The sequence below is a fragment of the Polaribacter batillariae genome, assembly GCF_017498485.1.
GTDB lineage: Bacteria > Bacteroidota > Bacteroidia > Flavobacteriales > Flavobacteriaceae > Polaribacter > Polaribacter batillariae.
Window position 1 is genome coordinate 211272 of sequence record NZ_CP071795.1, and the last position, 17383, is coordinate 228654.

General features: G+C 29.9%; 15 protein-coding genes. 4 read left to right on the forward strand and 11 right to left on the reverse strand.

Annotated elements, in window-relative coordinates; all coding sequences use genetic code 11:
• Positions 1-7 precede the first annotated feature (7 nt).
• The 3 genes from JL193_RS00900 to JL193_RS00910 all read left to right on the forward strand — a co-directional run bounded on the left by JL193_RS00900 (position 8) and on the right by JL193_RS00910 (position 2350).
• Complete coding sequence (locus JL193_RS00900) at positions 8-1321, forward strand: DEAD/DEAH box helicase (protein WP_207972054.1); 1314 nt, start codon at positions 8-10, stop codon at positions 1319-1321.
• A 404-nt stretch (positions 1322-1725) separates the two neighbouring features.
• Positions 1726-2190 carry a hypothetical protein gene (locus JL193_RS00905; protein ID WP_207972055.1) on the forward strand — a complete coding sequence of 155 codons (465 nt, stop codon included), beginning with the start codon at positions 1726-1728 and terminating at the stop codon, positions 2188-2190.
• A gap of 4 nt (positions 2191-2194) precedes the next feature.
• Positions 2195-2350 carry a hypothetical protein gene (locus JL193_RS00910; RefSeq protein WP_207972056.1) on the forward strand — a complete coding sequence of 52 codons (156 nt, stop codon included), beginning with the start codon at positions 2195-2197 and terminating at the stop codon, positions 2348-2350.
• 65 nt (positions 2351-2415) lie between these two features.
• Here the strand turns inward: JL193_RS00910 and JL193_RS00915 are convergent, their stop codons facing one another.
• The 10 genes from JL193_RS00915 to JL193_RS00960 form a co-directional block, all read right to left on the reverse strand.
• Positions 2416-3207, reverse strand: coding sequence for an anti-sigma factor (locus tag JL193_RS00915; RefSeq protein ID WP_207972057.1), 792 nt, complete (start codon positions 3205-3207; stop codon positions 2416-2418).
• A gap of 3 nt (positions 3208-3210) precedes the next feature.
• Positions 3211-3741, reverse strand: a complete 531-nt coding sequence (locus tag JL193_RS00920; protein WP_207972058.1) for an RNA polymerase sigma factor — start codon at positions 3739-3741, stop codon at positions 3211-3213.
• Positions 3742-3852: 111 nt separating this feature from the next.
• Positions 3853-7296 carry a caspase family protein gene (locus JL193_RS00925; RefSeq protein WP_207972059.1) on the reverse strand — a complete coding sequence of 1148 codons (3444 nt, stop codon included), beginning with the start codon at positions 7294-7296 and terminating at the stop codon, positions 3853-3855.
• Between the two features lie 11 nt (positions 7297-7307).
• Positions 7308-8747: a C1 family peptidase gene (locus JL193_RS00930; protein ID WP_207972060.1), complete on the reverse strand. Its 1440-nt coding sequence runs from the start codon at positions 8745-8747 to the stop codon at positions 7308-7310.
• 96 nt (positions 8748-8843) lie between these two features.
• Positions 8844-9923 (reverse strand): exonuclease domain-containing protein, encoded by a 1080-nt coding sequence (locus JL193_RS00935; protein WP_207972061.1) that lies wholly within the window; start codon positions 9921-9923, stop codon positions 8844-8846.
• Between the two features lie 25 nt (positions 9924-9948).
• Positions 9949-10620: a YggS family pyridoxal phosphate-dependent enzyme gene (locus JL193_RS00940; protein ID WP_207972062.1), complete on the reverse strand. Its 672-nt coding sequence runs from the start codon at positions 10618-10620 to the stop codon at positions 9949-9951.
• 61 nt (positions 10621-10681) lie between these two features.
• The gene (locus tag JL193_RS00945; protein ID WP_207972063.1) at positions 10682-11920 is read right to left on the reverse strand and encodes a DUF1015 domain-containing protein; all 1239 of its coding nucleotides are present in this window, start codon (positions 11918-11920) and stop codon (positions 10682-10684) included.
• A 1-nt stretch (position 11921) separates the two neighbouring features.
• Positions 11922-12872: a D-2-hydroxyacid dehydrogenase gene (locus JL193_RS00950; RefSeq protein WP_207972064.1), complete on the reverse strand. Its 951-nt coding sequence runs from the start codon at positions 12870-12872 to the stop codon at positions 11922-11924.
• Between the two features lie 84 nt (positions 12873-12956).
• Positions 12957-14024 (reverse strand): 3-phosphoserine/phosphohydroxythreonine transaminase, encoded by a 1068-nt coding sequence (gene serC, locus JL193_RS00955; protein WP_207972065.1) that lies wholly within the window; start codon positions 14022-14024, stop codon positions 12957-12959.
• A gap of 197 nt (positions 14025-14221) precedes the next feature.
• Positions 14222-15283, reverse strand: a complete 1062-nt coding sequence (locus tag JL193_RS00960) for an acyl-CoA reductase (protein ID WP_207972066.1) — start codon at positions 15281-15283, stop codon at positions 14222-14224.
• Between the two features lie 69 nt (positions 15284-15352).
• Here JL193_RS00960 and JL193_RS00965 point away from each other — a divergent pair, with 69 nt between their 5' ends.
• The gene (locus JL193_RS00965) at positions 15353-15703 is read left to right on the forward strand and encodes a 4Fe-4S dicluster domain-containing protein (protein WP_207972067.1); all 351 of its coding nucleotides are present in this window, start codon (positions 15353-15355) and stop codon (positions 15701-15703) included.
• Positions 15704-15786: 83 nt separating this feature from the next.
• Here the strand turns inward: JL193_RS00965 and JL193_RS00970 are convergent, their stop codons facing one another.
• Complete coding sequence (locus tag JL193_RS00970; RefSeq protein ID WP_207972068.1) at positions 15787-17286, reverse strand: carboxypeptidase-like regulatory domain-containing protein; 1500 nt, start codon at positions 17284-17286, stop codon at positions 15787-15789.
• Between the last annotated feature and the right edge of the window lie 97 nt (positions 17287-17383).

Consider the following 17383-nt stretch of genomic DNA (forward strand, 5'->3'; position numbering starts at 1 on the left):
TTATAAAATGGCAAATCATAAAAAAGAGCAACAAGATATTTTAGATAAATTAAATATCAAACAGTTAAATCCTATGCAAATAGAGGCAACTGCTGTTATTGAAAAAACCGACAATACAATATTGCTATCGCCAACAGGAACAGGAAAAACACTGGCTTTTTTATTACCAATCATTAAAAATTTAGATCCCGAAAATTCAAATATTCAAGTACTTATTTTGGTACCTTCTAGAGAATTAGCGATTCAAATAGAACAGGTTGTGCGTGAAATGGGTTCTGGCTACAAAGTTAATGCGGTTTATGGTGGAAGACCCATCTCTAAAGATAAAATAGAATTGAAACATGTACCTGCGATTTTAATTGGAACACCAGGTAGAATTTCCGATCACTTTAGTAACGAACGTTTTTCTAGAGATTGCATTAAAACGTTAGTTTTAGACGAGTTCGATAAGTCTTTAGAAGTTGGTTTTGAGTACGAAATGAGGCAAATTATAAAACAATTACCTGCTTTAAGTAAACGCATTTTAACTTCTGCAACACAAGGGATTAGCATTCCTGATTTTGTTGAATTAAAACAACCCAAAACCATTAATTATTTAAAAGGAAAAAAAGTTTCTAAATTAGAAATTAAAACCGTTATTTCTCCTGCAAAAAACAAACTAAATACACTTTTACATTTGTTAAATCATTTAGGAAATCAACAAGGAATTATTTTTTGTAATTTAAAAGATAGTATCAACAATCTAAGTACTTTTTTAGAAAGTAAAAACATAAAACATGGTTGTTTTAGCGGCGGAATGGAGCAAAAAGACAGAGAGCGTGCTTTGATAAAATTTAGCAATGGAACCTACCAAATTTTAATTGCAACAGATTTGGCTGCAAGAGGAATTGATGTTCCAGAAATGAATTACATTATTCATTATGAATTGCCTCTAGCTTTAGAAGAATTTACCCACAGAAATGGACGCACAGCAAGGGTTTCTGCAGAAGGAACTGCCTATGTTTTAAAGTGGAAAGATCAACTTTTACCTGAATTTATAAAAGATGCTGAAGTGGTAGATATTACGAAACAAGCAGAAAGAAAAATGCCTTATTGGGAAACTGTTTTTATTTCTGGCGGAAGAAAAGACAAAATTTCGAAAGGAGACATTGCAGGTTTATTTATTAAACAAGGAAAATTAAAAAGAGAGCAGTTAGGAACCATCAATTTAAAACAAGATTGCGCTTTTGTGGCTGTTCCGTTAACTTTAGCAACTCGTTTGGTAGAAAAATTGAACAACTCTCGTTTAAAAAAGAAGAAAGTTAGAATCTATAAGGCTTAAATAGACAATATTTAAAAAATAATATTCTCTACAAATTGAATCTACTATAGAGGAAAACTGAAAAATGTGGAACGCTCTCTCGCCCGCAAAATTTTGGAAAATTGAGGAAAAATGAACCAAAAAATGTTTGAATTTACTCAAACTTTGAAAATCAGTTTTGCGGAATTCTTACTCAAACTCTGAATTTAGAAAGTTTGTGGAATTGAGCAAAATGCGGAAAATCACTCTAATGCAGAATTAAAAACTTGGCGGAATAATCACTAAAAAACAAAATTATAAACTAAAAAAAACTACGAAAACGCCAACACCATTTATAAAAAATGGCTACTTTTAGCCTAATTAAAAGTACAAATTTCTATAAATAAAGATGTTAGCAGTAACTACAGAACAGACTCAAGAACATTATGAATTTTAAAACATTTTTTCATTACATAAGTTATCTACAATATCCCTTAATGTTGATTGGGCTTTATTTTGCTTTTAAACCATATTTTTACGGAATAGAAGAATTAAAAAGAAATCCTGATTTAATTTTTCAAAATTTAAATTCATTATTGATTTTTATGGGACTTGGAGTAAGTTTTTCCTCATTACAAGATACTACTAAAACTCAAAATAAGTTTTCTGAAAACATTTGGAAAAACCCTAAAAAAGGGAAAATTATGATTTCTTTGATAAGTCTTATGATTTTATCTTTTTTAACTTTTGGACTAATTGGATATTATTTTACAGAAATTGGAATTTTAAAAGAATTGTCTATTGGAATTATTGTTTTAGGGTTAGGAATGTTTGGTTTTTTAAAAGCAACAATTGAAATGTTTGAAAATCATAGAATAGATAAAAATAATAATGAACGAAAACAAAAATAAAACCTTGAGTGTTTTTTTAGTAACTATAGGTGTAATTGGAATTATTGCAGGCATATTTCTAGCGGTAAGTGGAAATAAAACTACAGGAATATCTGGTTCAATAGCAAGTGCTGGAATTACTATAAAAGGAATTCGCGATATTATAAAAATAAAAAAATAACTACTGCCAATAGTTATTACAGTAATTTTTAAACCATAAAATAATGGTGTTAATTAAAAAGATTGTTAAGGCGCTGCAGTAACTGCACCTAGTGTATATAACTGCTCTAGAGTAGGAGATTCGCTACCACCTACAGGTTCTAGAGTAATACCAAATGCTTCAGATTCGTTTGCATTTTCTATGGTAAAAATCTTGTTAGCATCTGTTGTAAACGTTTCTAAGGTTCCTAAACTTGTAGGAGTTAAAGGACTTAGTTTTAATGACCAAACTTGATATACTTTTCCTTTTGGTGGGTCTGGCAAACCTTTTGCATCTAAATAAATACTGTTTGTTTTTTTGTCCCAATACACTTTTGCGTAAGAGTTCGGAGAAACTTTTTGACCAGCAAGAGGCACAGAAATAATGTCTTTATCTCTAAAAATAGAAATCAACTTTTCTGCCTCGGCCAAATTATTAGATGCCTTGTCTATTTGTTCTTCTAACTGTTGTTTTTCTGTAGCAATTTGCTCTTTTAATTGGTTGTTTTGCGAAATGGACCAAATTAAAACACAACCAATAACAATAGAAGCTACCCAACCAGAATATTGTAACCAATTATTTTTAGGTTTAGAAATCGAAATTACTTTTGTTTCTTTACCTTCAATTTCTTTTTGTATGGTTGTAAATAAATAAGAGGCATCTTTTTTAGAAGCTGCTGCAGTAAGCTTTACAATGGCATTTTCTATTGATAACACTTCTGCTAACAATTCTGGGTTTTCTTGAATTGCGGCATGCACTTCTTCATTCTCTTTTTCTGAGAGTGAACCTGCAACGTACAGTTCTAAAATTCCTGATGCTATGTATTCTTTTGTATTCATTTATTAAACTCCAAGCATAATGCGCAACTCGCCTATACAATTTCTGTTTCTTGTTTTTATAGTACCTATTGGCATTTCTAATTCTTCTGATGCTTCTTTTTGGGTAAATCCTTTAAAATAAATTAATTCTATGATTCTTTTACATTTATCACCTAATTTGGTAACAAATTCTTTTATACCAATTGTATCTGTAGAATTGTCTAAACTTTTACTGGTTTCTAATATATCTACGAAAAAATCTGAGTTAAGGTTTTGTTTAGACTGTTTATATTTTTTAGAACGTGTATAGTCTATCGCCGCATTTCTTGCAATATTAAGGATCCATGTAAAGAAACGCCCTTTTTTAGCACTGTAAGAAGTTGAGTTTTTCCAAGCTTTTATAAAAACATCTTGTGTGATTTCTTGTGCGACATCGTCGTTTTTAACAATGTTATTTACCACACCAAAAATACTATTGCAATACATATTGTATAGTTTTTCGTAGGCTTTTACATCCTTTTGTTGAAACTCTAAAACTAATTGTTCTAAATTCATATATTTTATATCTCTGCGAAACTATTAAATTTAATTCATAAATAAATGTTTTTTACAATAAAAAAACCTCAAGAACTTGAGGTTTTAAATTTAGGTTATGGATGTACAAAATTATTTCTTAATAAAAATAAAATCGCCACCTTCGTCTCCTGTTCTACTTATTGGTGCATATTGTGGTTGATTATCGCCAGTTGTATTGTTAATAACAGGATCTTCTATCATATTAAATAGCTGTCCTGCAGACAAATACTTGTCGTTGTTTTGTTGCAAACGCTTTAATAAATACTTCATAAAAACACTTTCGTTTGGCACTGTGGTTAGGGTACCACTTGTAATTGCTTTTCTACTAGGTAGCGCATATTTCTTTTGAACTGCTTTAGATGCTTCTTTATAAGATCTACTCGTTGTTAAAATGCTACCACTAAAACAAGCATCTGCAATTAATAACGTGTGTTTAGAGTTAATGGCTCGTATGTAAGAAACAATGCTGGTGTTTAAAATTACATTTCCTTCAAATTCCATTTCTGCATCCGAAGGCATCCAATAACCACGTTCGCTTACTTTATCGTAATTTCCATGTCCTGCATAAAAAATAACTACGTTATCGTTTTTACTTACTTTCTTTTTTAAGTTGTAAAATTCTCTGGTAATTTGGTTTTCTGTTGGGTTTTTTAATACGGTTACATTTTCTTTCGCAAAAGTGTAATTATTTACCAAAACATCTGCCAAATTTTGTGCATCTCTTATAGGTTTTCCTTGTAAATCTTGAATACTTTTATCTTGGTAGGTACTTACACCAATTATTAAAGCGTAGTATTTTCCAAAACCAATGTCTAATTTTTCGTTGTTATTTTCGGTAACATCTCCATTATTAATATTTGCTGAATTTCTTTTTACAACAAATGTTTTTGTAGAAGATGCTTGCTTCATATCTGTGGCTTTTACGACCAAATCGTTTTTTCCGTATTTTAAAGGTACGTTTGCAGAGAAAGTTCCATTTTCAGATACATTTGCTTCAACCCCATTAATGGTAATTTCGTAAATTCCATCTGAGTCTGTGGCTGTTCCTCGAACTAAAATCTTTTTAGCTTCAACAATTTTAAAACCTCTTTTTAACTCTACATTTGGTTCTGAAATAACCACCACTGGCGGATTGTTAAAACTGGCAGATTGATAATTAACCTTTAAATAATCGATGGCTATTTTTTTATCGTGATAAATGGTATAGCCGAGTTTGTTTCCAAAGAAAGGTTCGAAAGCGGTTTCGTTTACATATTGGTCGTTGATATAAAAACGCAACAAACCTCCAGATTTTACAATTTTTAGTTTGTTAGAAAAGTCTTTACCTACTTTAATTGCAGGGGTTTCTGTAAACGGAATTATTTTTTTATATACATTATTTTCGAATTTTCTAAACATATAACTCCCGTTTCCAGAGAATAAAAAAGAATATTCGTTTGCCGAGTTTTTTCTACCAAAAGTAACTCCGTATAAACCAGAATTAGAGTTTGTTATTCTGCTAATGGCTGTTTCTATTACAAAATCTTTCTGGGTGTTTATATCGATGCTTCTACTTATAAAAATGCCTCCTTTTTTCTTTCTGTGTAAAATTAGTTTTCGATTTTCTAGAGCTACAGAATAATCGTCTGCATCTTCTAATTGCCAACCATTTGCATTCGAACTAAAGTTTTCTGTTAACGGAACAGACAAATCTTTACGGGTTACAATCTGCAAATTATCGTTTTTATTTTTTAAACGATGTATTCGTAAATAATCGACAGCTATTTCTTGTTTGTTATAAACTACAAAGCCCAATCTATCTCCATAAAAGGGTTCGAAATCTGTTTTGGTTACATATCTATCATTTATAAAATATTTGTAATGGTCGCCTTCTTTGCGCACTTTTAAAATGTTAGAAGCTCCGTTGTTTTGATTTACAGCAGAAGATTTTGTCCATTTTTCTATAATTTCTTCTTTTCCATCTACTGTTCTAACAATTTTATAATACCCTGTTCCTGCAATATAAAATCGAAAACTGTTGCCGCCTTCTAAACCCCACATAAAACCAAAAGGGCTGTTGTTTGCGCCACTAATTTTATCTAATTTGGCTACAAATTCAAAATCTTTAGAAGTATCGAAATACTTTTTAATATTGGTAGAATAGCCCAATTTTTCTCTTTTATGTGCTACGTAATATTTACCATTCGAAATTCTAAAATGGGTATTTACATCGTTTTGTTCTGTCCAATGATTTGTTTTATTATTAAAATCATCGGCAAATAAAACAGATTCTACTTCCTTTGCATGGTTAATATTGTAAATGTTTTTATTGTTAGAATTGTTATTTAAATAAGCAATATTTAAATAATCGATTGCGATTTTTTGGGGCTGAAAAACAGCAAAACCATATCTGTTTCCAGGAAAATTTAAGTTGTAAGCTCTGTAAACTTCTGTATTGTTAATAAAGAAAACATAATCGTTTCCTCTTTTTTCTAACTTTATTGTATTTGTAGAGAAGTTTTCTTTTTTTATGGCAGAAGAGGCTTTCCAATCTTGTAAAGTTTGTAGCTTGTTATTCGCATATTTATCTACGGCAAAACTTCCGCTAGAGGTAATTAAAAATTGGAATTGATTTCCCCCATCTTTACGTCCGAAAATAATACCAAATCCGTTATTTTTTATTCCCGAAATTTTTTGAATAGAGGTTTCTATTTTAAAATCTTTTTGGGTATCTAAATCTAATGTTTTTGTGGTGGTAAAGCCTTTTTGTCCTTTGTATTCGAAGTAATATTTTCCATTATTAATTTCTAAAACAACGTTATTATCGCTAGAAACAGCCCAATGGTTTGTATTGGAATAAAAACTGTCGTAAAGAATTGTTTTTGTTTTGTAATCGTTATTATTGTTAGCATAATTGGTGTTGTTATTTATAGTAGTACCTGTTTGTTTTACTCGAATATAATCGATAGAAATTTTTTGATTTCGATACAGCATAATTGCTGTTTTATTTCCGATAAAGTTTTTATAGCTTTCGGAATAAACCAAAGCATTATTTACATAAAACGATATGGTATTTGCTGTTTTAGAAACCTTTAATACGTTAACACCAAAGTTTCCTGTTTTAATTTTATCGGATTTTGTCCATGCTTTTATGTTTGAATATGTACCGTTATTGGCTTCGGAAATTCTAAAAAATCCTCCAGAAGTAATTCCAAATTCTTTATAATTATTATCATCTTTAAAATCATATAAAAAAGAGATTGCATAATTATCGACACCAGAAATTTTTTGAATAGAGGTTTCTATTTCGAAATTAGAATTGGTATTTAAATTGTAAGCAGGAGTAGAAATTCGCCACGATTTTTCGGTTTTTTTATAATCGAAATAATACCTACCATTATATACACTAAGTTCTCTATTTGCATTGTTACCTGTTGGCCAGGTACCTTTAGAATTAAATTCTTCTTGATATACGAAAGTGCTGTTACTATTCTGACTAATTATTGAAGTAGGTAGTAATAAAAATAAGAATAGTATGTTTTTTAGGATTTTCATACTGTTTGTTTTTATTGATGATTCATAGAAATAAAAATAGGAACAACTTTCGCAGACGAACTTTTGGAAGTTGCTTTAAAGGAAATTTTATTTTTACTAAAAGTAACGTCGTTTCCTTGAAACATTTTATAAGAAAGTGCTTGTTTTATTCTCGATACAAAATCTCCAGAACCGTATTTTGCTTTGCTAACAATGTTGTTAATGTCTAGTTTTTCTTTGCTGTATAAAACACATAAAATATCTTGTCCTGGATGATTGTCGAATTCTATAAAATAATCTTCATTTGGTATGGCAATTTCGCTATTGGTATAATTAAAATAGTCGCTAAAACCACCAAAAGGATATAATTTATTGACAGATTTATCGTAAGAACCATAACCAATTAAATATACATAACCTCTTTGTTTGCTGTTTAAATATATTCTAAATTGAGTTCCAGAAGTATAAGTTTCATTAACTTTATAGGTAGTTTTTGTAGCTTTAACAATGTTAAAGTTTCTTGTAGCTCCTTCGCTTAAACGAACTGGCATGGTGTTTCCACTACTTAATTTTAAGGTTATTTCTCCTCCTAAATTATTAGATATGTAAGAGTTATTATTATTATTATTATTATTGAAATCGTTATTGTCTTGATCCACTAAAACATAAGCTGTTTTTACTTGTCTTTCGAAATCTGCATATTTAATCCAGAAGAAACCATTTTTACCAAATTTGGTTCCCCAGGAATTCATTATTTCGAAAGCTCCACCAGCCTTATTGTCATCATAACCAACCACAACCATTGCATGGCCATAAGTTCCATTATTAGGAATCCAAACATTATTATAATCTGTTTTTAAGTTAGAAAACTTAAATAATCCTATAACTACTGGATTTTTGGTCGAAATTGCTTTTTTTACTTTGCCTGTTAAATTAGTAGGATTGTCCCACCTTGCCAATCTTTCATAAGTCAAAATTTTATGATTTTTAGCCTTTGTAAATGTATAATTAGTAGGTGTTTTTAAACAAGTTCTATAATCGTAAGGAAAATCTGCTAATTTAGCAGAACCAAAATTGTTCATTACTTTCATTGCGTTTTCGATATATGCTCCTTGGCATTTAGCATTTACTTTAATTTGATTATAAACAAATGCTGGCGAAAACGTATTTTGATTTATTTTAGCAGTATTAAACTCCCAATTATTTTTAATGGCATTAGCCATTGTTCTTGCACCATAAGCACTTGCCCAACCCACACAAGAACCTTGTGAACCTTGGTTTCCAGGAGTAGGAGTGTAGCCTTTTAAACTATAAGCACGAGGTAGTGCTTTAAAACTTCTGGTAATTAACGGAACCGATTGTGGAACTTCGTTGTATAAATTTTCGTCGAATTTAAGTCCCGTGCCAAATTCTTGCGAAGCCATTGTTCCTGATAAAATTATGCAGAAACAAAGTAGTATTAATCTTTTCATTTTCTGTGTTTTAGAGTTACACAACAAAAATGAGAAAACTACAAAGTAAAAAAAATACGTCATATGACGTATTTTAAGAGTTTTTATTGATAAAAATTACAACCGAATTATCTTTTGAACTTTATTTTTATTCAAATAATTTTTAATAATTGCTTTGGCTAACTCTTTATTTTCGATTGTGGTAAGCAACGTTTTTAAAATGTCTAATTTATTTTCTTGATATGCCAAATTTGTATAACCATAGCCAAAAACGTTGTTATTTTCTATTAAAATAATGGCATGTTCTTCAACTTCTCTTCCTTTGTCGATAATAATAAAATTGTCGTTGTTAAAATTTTGATGAAAAGGTTTTCTTTTTTTCTTAAAATTGTACTTTGGCGAAAGTGTTTCTAATTCTATATAATATTTTAAACGTGTAAAAAGTTCGTTTCCAGTTTTTTCGAAAGATATAGAATTTGCTCTGTCTTGAATTTTAATAGACCTTTTCGTATCTTTTAAAAACAACTTGTTTACTTCTGCTTTTATATTTTTTCCACGTCCAATAAAAATAACTTTTCCTTCGGAATCGTGCACGTAAAAAACACCCATTACTTTGGCTGTAGCATCTATTAATTTTTGATGTTTGTCTTTTTCAATTCTTCTATCGTAATATTTTACAGAATTCTGAATGATGTTTTTATGAACATCTTTTTCTAACAATAATTTAAATAATTGCACAGTTGCCAAAGCATCTCCAGAGGCTCTGTGTCGATCTGTCATAGGAATTCCTAATGATTTGGTTAGTTTTCCTAAGCTGTAAGAAGGTTGATCTAATATTAAAGCTTGACTCAATTCTACAGTACACAATGTATTTCTGTTGAAATCGTAACCCAAACGTTCGAACTCTGTACTTAAAATTCGATAATCGAAAGAAGTGTTGTGGGCCACCAAAGTACAATCTTTGGTTATTTCTATAATTCTTTTGGCAACTTCGTAAAATTTTGGTGCATTTCTTAACATGGCATTGTTAATACCTGTTAGTTTTACAACAAATTTTTGAATTTCCTTTTCTGGGTTTATCAAGCTAATAAACTGATCTACAATAGCATGTCCGTCGAATTTGTAAATGGCTATTTCTGTAATGCCTTCTTCGTTAAACTTACCTCCAGTTGTTTCAATGTCTAATATTGCGTACAAATCTTTTTTTTATCGGGGCAATTTATTAATTATAATTTCTACTGCCAAAGATAAAACTTCCTACGCGAACCATTGTACTTCCGTTTTCAATTGCTAGTAAATAGTCTCCACTCATGCCCATAGAAAGAATGTTAAGTTGGCAATTCTCTGTTTCTGTTTTCAATTTTTGTGCTTCAAAAAAGTGATTTAGCGAAGAAAATTCTTTTTTTAATTGTTCTTGATTGTTTGTAAATGTGGCCATGCCCATAAAACCAACAATTTTTATATTTTTTAATTCACGCAACTTTTCTGATGCTAAAATAGTTTCAATATCTTCAAAAGATAATCCGAACTTGGTTTCTTCTTTGGCAATTTTAGCTTGTAACAAACAATGGATAATTCTATCGTGTTTTTTTGCTTGTTTGTTGATTTCTTTTAAGGTAGAAAATTTATCAACTCCGTGAATTAAATCGACAAAATGCGCCATATATTTTACCTTATTGCTTTGTAAATGACCAATCATATGCCATTTAATATCTTTGGGTAAAACATCGAATTTTTCTACCATTTCTTGAATTTTATTCTCCCCAAAAACTCGTTGCCCAGCACTATAAGCTTCTTGTAAATCTGCAACAGGTTTGGTTTTAGAAACGGCCACTAAAGTTACGTTTTTGGGAATAGAATTTTTTATTTTTTGTAGACTTTCTTTGATACTCATTTTTATTTTTTTTTGATGGAATAATGCATAAAGATTCTAAAACAAGTTTAGAATAACTTTGTTAAAACTCATAAATCGTTAATGCACTTCTTAACTTGGGCTCGATATAAGTAGTTTTTGGTGGCATTAACAAACCAGCATCTACGATTTCTTTCAACTCTTTTATATTTGTAGGCAACATTCCAAACGAAACTTTAAAATCGCCAGCATCTACTTTTGTTTTTAGTTCTAAACTATCAGATTTATCTTGCGAATACACAATTTTAGAGTCGTTTCGAATGTCTTCAATTCCTAAAATAGGTCTTAAAACGGTGGTGTACAAAATTTGAGCATCTAATTTGCTTAAAGCATCTGTAAAGTTATAGATAGATTTTCGTAAATATAAAGCATAAAAATCACCATTTAAGTACATGCTAAAATGATGTTTTTCTTTGGGTTTGTACAATTCTTGCTTTCGATTTTCGATTCTAAAATAGGTATCTAATTCAATTAAAAATTCATCTGAAGTTAAACCATTTAAATCTCTTATAAATCGATTGAATTCGTAGATTTTCAACTCACTTTCTGGCAGTAAATAACTCATAAAAAAGTTATAATCTTCTTCGCCTGTATGATTTGCATTTTCTTTTGCCAATCTTTGTGCCAACAAACAAGAAGAAGTAGATCTATGATGCCCATCTGCAATATATAAGGTTTTTACCCCCTTAAAAGCGGCTGTTATTTTTTCGATATCATTGGCATTATTTACTACCCAAAGTAAATGTAAATCTTTATCAGTTGTAGAGAATTCGTATTCTGCTCTTTGTTCTTTGTATTTTTTTATGATTGATAAAATCTCATCATTATCAGGATATGTTAGTAATACAGGCTCTGCATTAAAACCAGTATTTTTTAGATAATTTTCGAATAATAACTCTCTTGATTTAAGCGTTCCTTCGTGTTTTTTTATGATATTTTGATGGTAATCTTCTACAGAAACTGCAGCAATAATTCCACAAAAAGAATCTGTAGATGTTATTTTTTGATAGATATAAAAACCTGGTAAATTATCTTTTTGAAAGACATTGTTTTCTTTAAATTCTAAATACCTATTATGCACTAATTTAAAGCGTAATTCTCCACTAATATCTTGTTTATGATACTTATAACCAGGATTTATTACATGCAAAAACGTATAAGGGTTAAACGCTAATTTAGAATACAACATTTCTGGAGTATAAACTTCGTACGATTTCGAAGAAACCATGGCGACTTTATCTCTTGTTGCTCTAACCGCTTTAAAAGGTTTTACAGTTGCCAAATTATTTTAAAAGTTTTATAATTTTATTTGCAATTTCTACTCCAACTCTTTCTTCTGCTTCTATAGTACCAGCTCCAATATGTGGAGATAAAGACAAATCTGGATTCATTAATAATTGAACTTCTGGAGTTGGTTCGCTTTCAAAAACATCTAAACCTGCAAATTGTATTTTTCCATCTTTAATCGCATTAACCATCGCAACTTCATTTAAATTACCACCTCTTGATGTGTTTATAATACCTACACCATCTTTCATTTTTTCTATTTCTTGAGCATCAATTACATAATCTTCTTGATCTGGAACATTAATCGTAATAAAATCGGCCTCTTTTAACAGTTCTTCCTTCGAACTCATTTTAATATTAAAATTGACTTTCTGGCCGTTGAAAAAATCTAAAGTAATGCTTTCAGAATCTATATTTTCGTCTATTGCAATTACTTCCATTCCAATTCCGATGGCAATTTTCGCCACTTCTTGTCCAATGCTTCCAAAACCAATAATTCCTAATTTTTTACCACGTAATTCTGTTCCGTTAGAGTATGCTTTTTTTAATTCTCGAAACCTAGAATCGCCTTCTAAAGGCATTTCTCTGTTTGCAGAATGAAGAAATCTTACCATTCCAAAAAGATGTGCAAAAACCATTTCTGCTACAGAAATTGTAGATGCTTCTGGTGCATTAATTACATGTAAACCTTTTTCGATGGCGTAATCTACATCAATCGTATCCATACCAACACCTGCAAAAGCGATGAGTTTTAAAGACGGACATTCGTCTATTAAATCGTCACGAACTTCGGTTAAACTCTTTACAACAAGTGCATCTATATTATGTTCGTTTATATAATTTTCTAATTGATTTTGAGCCACTTTTGTGTTGATAACCTCAAAACCTTCTTTTTCTAAAGCGTCAATTCCACTTTTTGATAATCCGTCGTTTGCTAATATTTTCATTTTTGTAATCGTGTAATTGTTACTTACTCAAACTTACTATTTTTAGTTTCAAAGTTGAGCCTTTGTAACTTTGTGACTTATTTTTTACTTTATTACTTTTTCTAAGGCTTGCATTACATCTACCAAAGCTTGTACACTATATAATGGTAAAGCGTTGTACATACTTGCTCTGTAACCTCCCACACTTCTGTGTCCATTTAACCCGTTAATGCCTGCATCTTTCCACATTGTATCGAATTTATCTGTTAAAGATTCATCCGTTAACGTAAAAGTTGCATTCATGGTACTTCTGTCTTCTTTTGCAACCATTCCTTTAAAAAGCGGATTTCTATCAATTTCAGCATATAAAAGAGTAGCTTTTTTGTTGTTTACTTCTTCAATAAACTTAATTCCGCCTAAATCTTTTAGCCATTGTAAAGTCAGCATCGAAACATACACTGCAAAAACAGAAGGTGTATTAAACATGCTGTCTTTCTCGATATGAACTTGATAATTTAGCATTGAAGGGATGTGTCTTTCTACTTTTCCAAGAATTTCTTCTTTAATAATCACCAAAGTTGTTCCTGCAGGACCCATATTTTTTTGTGCACCCGCATAAACTAAATCGAATTTTTCGAAATCTAACTGACGAGAAAAAATATCGGAACTCATGTCACAAACCAAAGGAACATTTGTTTCTGGAAACTCCTTCATTTGTGTTCCTGCAACTGTATTGTTACTTGTACAATGGAAATAATCTACATCTGTAGGAATTGAATATCCTTTAGGTATGTAAGAAAAACCTTTATCTTTAGAAGAACCAACTTCTACAACTTCTCCAAATACTTTTGCTTCTTTTATGGCTTTATCTGCCCAAGTTCCTGTGTTTAAATAGGCTGCTTTTTTGTTTAGTAAATTGTAGGCAACCATTAAAAACTCCATACTTGCACCACCTTGTAAAAACAATGCTTTGTAGCCTTTATTTTCTAAACCCAACAATTCTAAAGCCAAACTTCTGGCTTTTTCCATCACTTCTACAAAAGGTTGGCTTCTGTGAGAAATTTCTATTAACGATAAATTATCGTTATTAAAATTTAAAATGGCTTCAGATGCTTTTTGTAAAACTTCTTGCGGAAGAATACAAGGACCTGCGCTAAAATTATGTTTTTTCATACTCTTTTAAAGTTCAAAATTTAAAATTCAAAGTTCTGTATAGAATCTTTGTGCATTACTATGTTTCTGGGTTATTTTATTTAAAATTTAAAGTTTTTAAAACCTGTCATTTCGACTTTATGGAGAAATCTTTAATTTTTTGTTTTAAGATTTCTCGACTTCACTTCGTTTCGCTCGAAATGATAAAGCAATATATTTTATATTTTAGACAAAAACTCCAACGTATTTACACCATCTGCATAATCCCACAATTGCGGATTTTGTGTTTCACCAAAAGCGACTTCATTTTCTATAAAGTCTTTGGCAACAATGCATTGTATCTTATCTCTATCTTCATATAATTTTATTTTTAGGTCGATTTCATTATCATAATATTCATAAAAAACAGTGGCAATAGGAGAGGAGTAACTCTCATCTTCCTTAATCATTAAAAAACCATTTTCTAGCAAATCGTATTCGCTCATTAAATACACAGCCTTGTTATAATCGTAATTATTGGCGTATTTGGCGTTGTTAATCATGTCTTTTTTCACATACATTCCATTAAAAAAATTATTGAAATCGTAATTTTTGGGAACATAAATTTTTGATACAGATCTACAACCCAAACCGAAATAGGTAAAAACATCATCGGCTAATTTTTTTAAATCTTCCTCAGATTCATTTCCTTTTAAAACCGCCACAGAATTTCTACTTTTTCTAATAATATTTGGTTTGTTTTTGAAATAATATTCGAAATAACGCGCTGTATTATCGCTTCCAGTTGCAATTACGGCATCGAAATTTTCTAACTTTTCTTCTGTAAAAGTGATATTTCCTTTGAATTCCTCAGATACATATTCTAAATACTTGGCTAAAAAAGGCAATAAATGTTTATCACCTGAAGATTGTTTTACTAAAACGTAATGACCTGATATTAGAACCGATAAAAAATCATGAAAACCAACCAAAGGAATATTACCAGCCATTACAATTGCAACTGTTTTTGGAGTTTCAATTTTAAAATTACTATCTAAAATCCATTTTTCTAAATTGCTTTTAGTTAATGTTTTAGACCAACTTTCTAAAGAAAAAAGTAAGTTTTCTTTGGTAAACCAAGAATTGTTTTCTTGTGCAATTTTTAATTGATGCTTAAAACCATCAAAAAACAAATCGTTGTGTGGTATTTGTTCTTTTTTTGCTATTTTTTCTTGCGAAAACTGACTTAAAAAAGCGCCTAATTTGGCAAAAGCAGTAATTCTATTTTGAATACTATTCATTTATTTTGGTTGTAACTAATTTTGGCGTTATTTTTGCAACTGCAAAGGTACAAATTAGAAAAGAAAATTATGGCAATTATAATAACAGATGAATGTATAAATTGTGGGGCTTGTGAACCAGAATGCCCTAACACAGCAATTTACGAAGGTGCAGACGATTGGAAATATTCAGACGGAACAGATTTAAGTGGAAATGTAGTTTTACCAAATGGAAAATCGGCAAATGCAGATGAAGACCAAGAACCAATTTCTGACGAAATTTACTACATTGTTGCAGATAAATGTACAGAATGTAAAGGTTTCCACGAAGAGCCACAATGTGCTGCAGTGTGTCCTGTAGATTGTTGTGTGCCAGATGAAGATAATGTAGAAACCGAAGAAGAGTTGTTAGCAAAGCAAAAATTTATGCATAACAGTTAAAATTTAAAATCTAAAGAGAATACTATTTAGATTGTAAACTTAATGTACAAAAAAAATCCGAAGCTAATTCCGGATTTTTTTTACTAATATTTTTGTAAATACTGCTGAATTATAGATCTGTTTTTCCAAAAAGAATTTTCGTACGTTTCTTTCGATAAATAAGTGGTTCTTTTTTTTAAATCTTCTTTTCTAAAAGGTTTTAGGGTGGAAGCTTCAATTATTGTAGGTGCTTTTAATAAGACTTCTGTGGTTTCAAAAATGTTTACTTCTACCTTAACATTAAACTTTACTTTGTTTCTTTCTTTTGTATTTTCTATAAACTTTATAGGTCTATTTACGTAAGCATATCTTGTTATGGCTCGATAATAATAAGCAGGGTAAATTTTTCCTAATTTATTTTTTTCGTAATATAAAGTAACTTCGTTTTCATTATCTGAATACTTAATTCCCAAAAGTAATTTTAAATTTAAATGCTCACCTCGTTTTCCGTCTGCAAATTTGTAAGCTATTTTTTTTACTGAAAAATCGGAAGCATCAATATAGATTTTACCGGCATATTTTGCTTTCGATTTTCTGGGTTCAAAGGAAATTACATAATATTTAGAAAGCCCTAAAAATTCATTTTTTTCTAATTGATGATGGTAATATTTTCGATTAAAAAAATTATTTTGAGCTGTTTTATTAAAAAAAGTGCTTTCTTTATTTGTGTCCATTAAAAAATTGGATATTTTTAAATTGCTAAAACTGTTACTTTTTTCTATAGAATCGTTTTCTTTGATTACTTTTTTGAAAGACAATGAGTCTTCAACTTTAAACCAACCAGATTTTATTTTGTAAGTTTTCTCTTTGCTTAAATGCTTTAAAACGATATTCTGAAGTTTTTTACTGATATTTTTAACGGTAATTCCTGATCCGATACTTGCTTTTTTATACCCTTCTACGGTATCTGGAATATAAAAGGTAAGGTGTTTTTTTACTTTGGGTTCGCAAATATTTTTAGATTTTACAACGCTTTTGTATTCCGATGAAAATTCTGGTTTTCTTTGTTGTAGATTTTTAGAAAAATCTTTCAATTCTTTTTCTGCTAATTTTCTGTTTTTTCTGCTTAATATCGAACTTGATTTTAATTCTAAATCTAATTTTTTAAAATCCATTTTCTGACTTTCAATTGCGTACATTTCTTGTTTCGTAGCTTCAGTTAGAAAGTTTTCTTTCATACTTTTTTCTGACTTCATCAATAAAGAATCTAAAGAAATTGTTGCTAGATTTAGTTGAATTTCGGATAACTGATTTACAGATTCAGATAAGTTTACATTGTAATTAAGCGCAATTAATTGATTTTTAGAGAGTGTTTTTGTTGCATACCCTAAGAAAGAAAATGTTATGGTTTTAACATTTTTTAAATCGAGTGTGTATTTGCCAAATTCATTGGTTACAGTACCTGTTTTTAAATTGGTTACAATCGAAACATTTTCAATAGGTTTTAAAGAGTTTTCAGAAACTACTTTTCCGGTAATTGTTTGAGAGAATGTTGCCAAACTTATTAAGAATAACAACATAAAAACGTGTAATTTTTGGGTCATTGTTTTTTTTATTTCGTGAAAAATAAGTCAATTTTAGATTTGTAAATAAAACGCTGTTTAAGTTTAACAAAGTATTATATTTGCATTCTGAAAATTT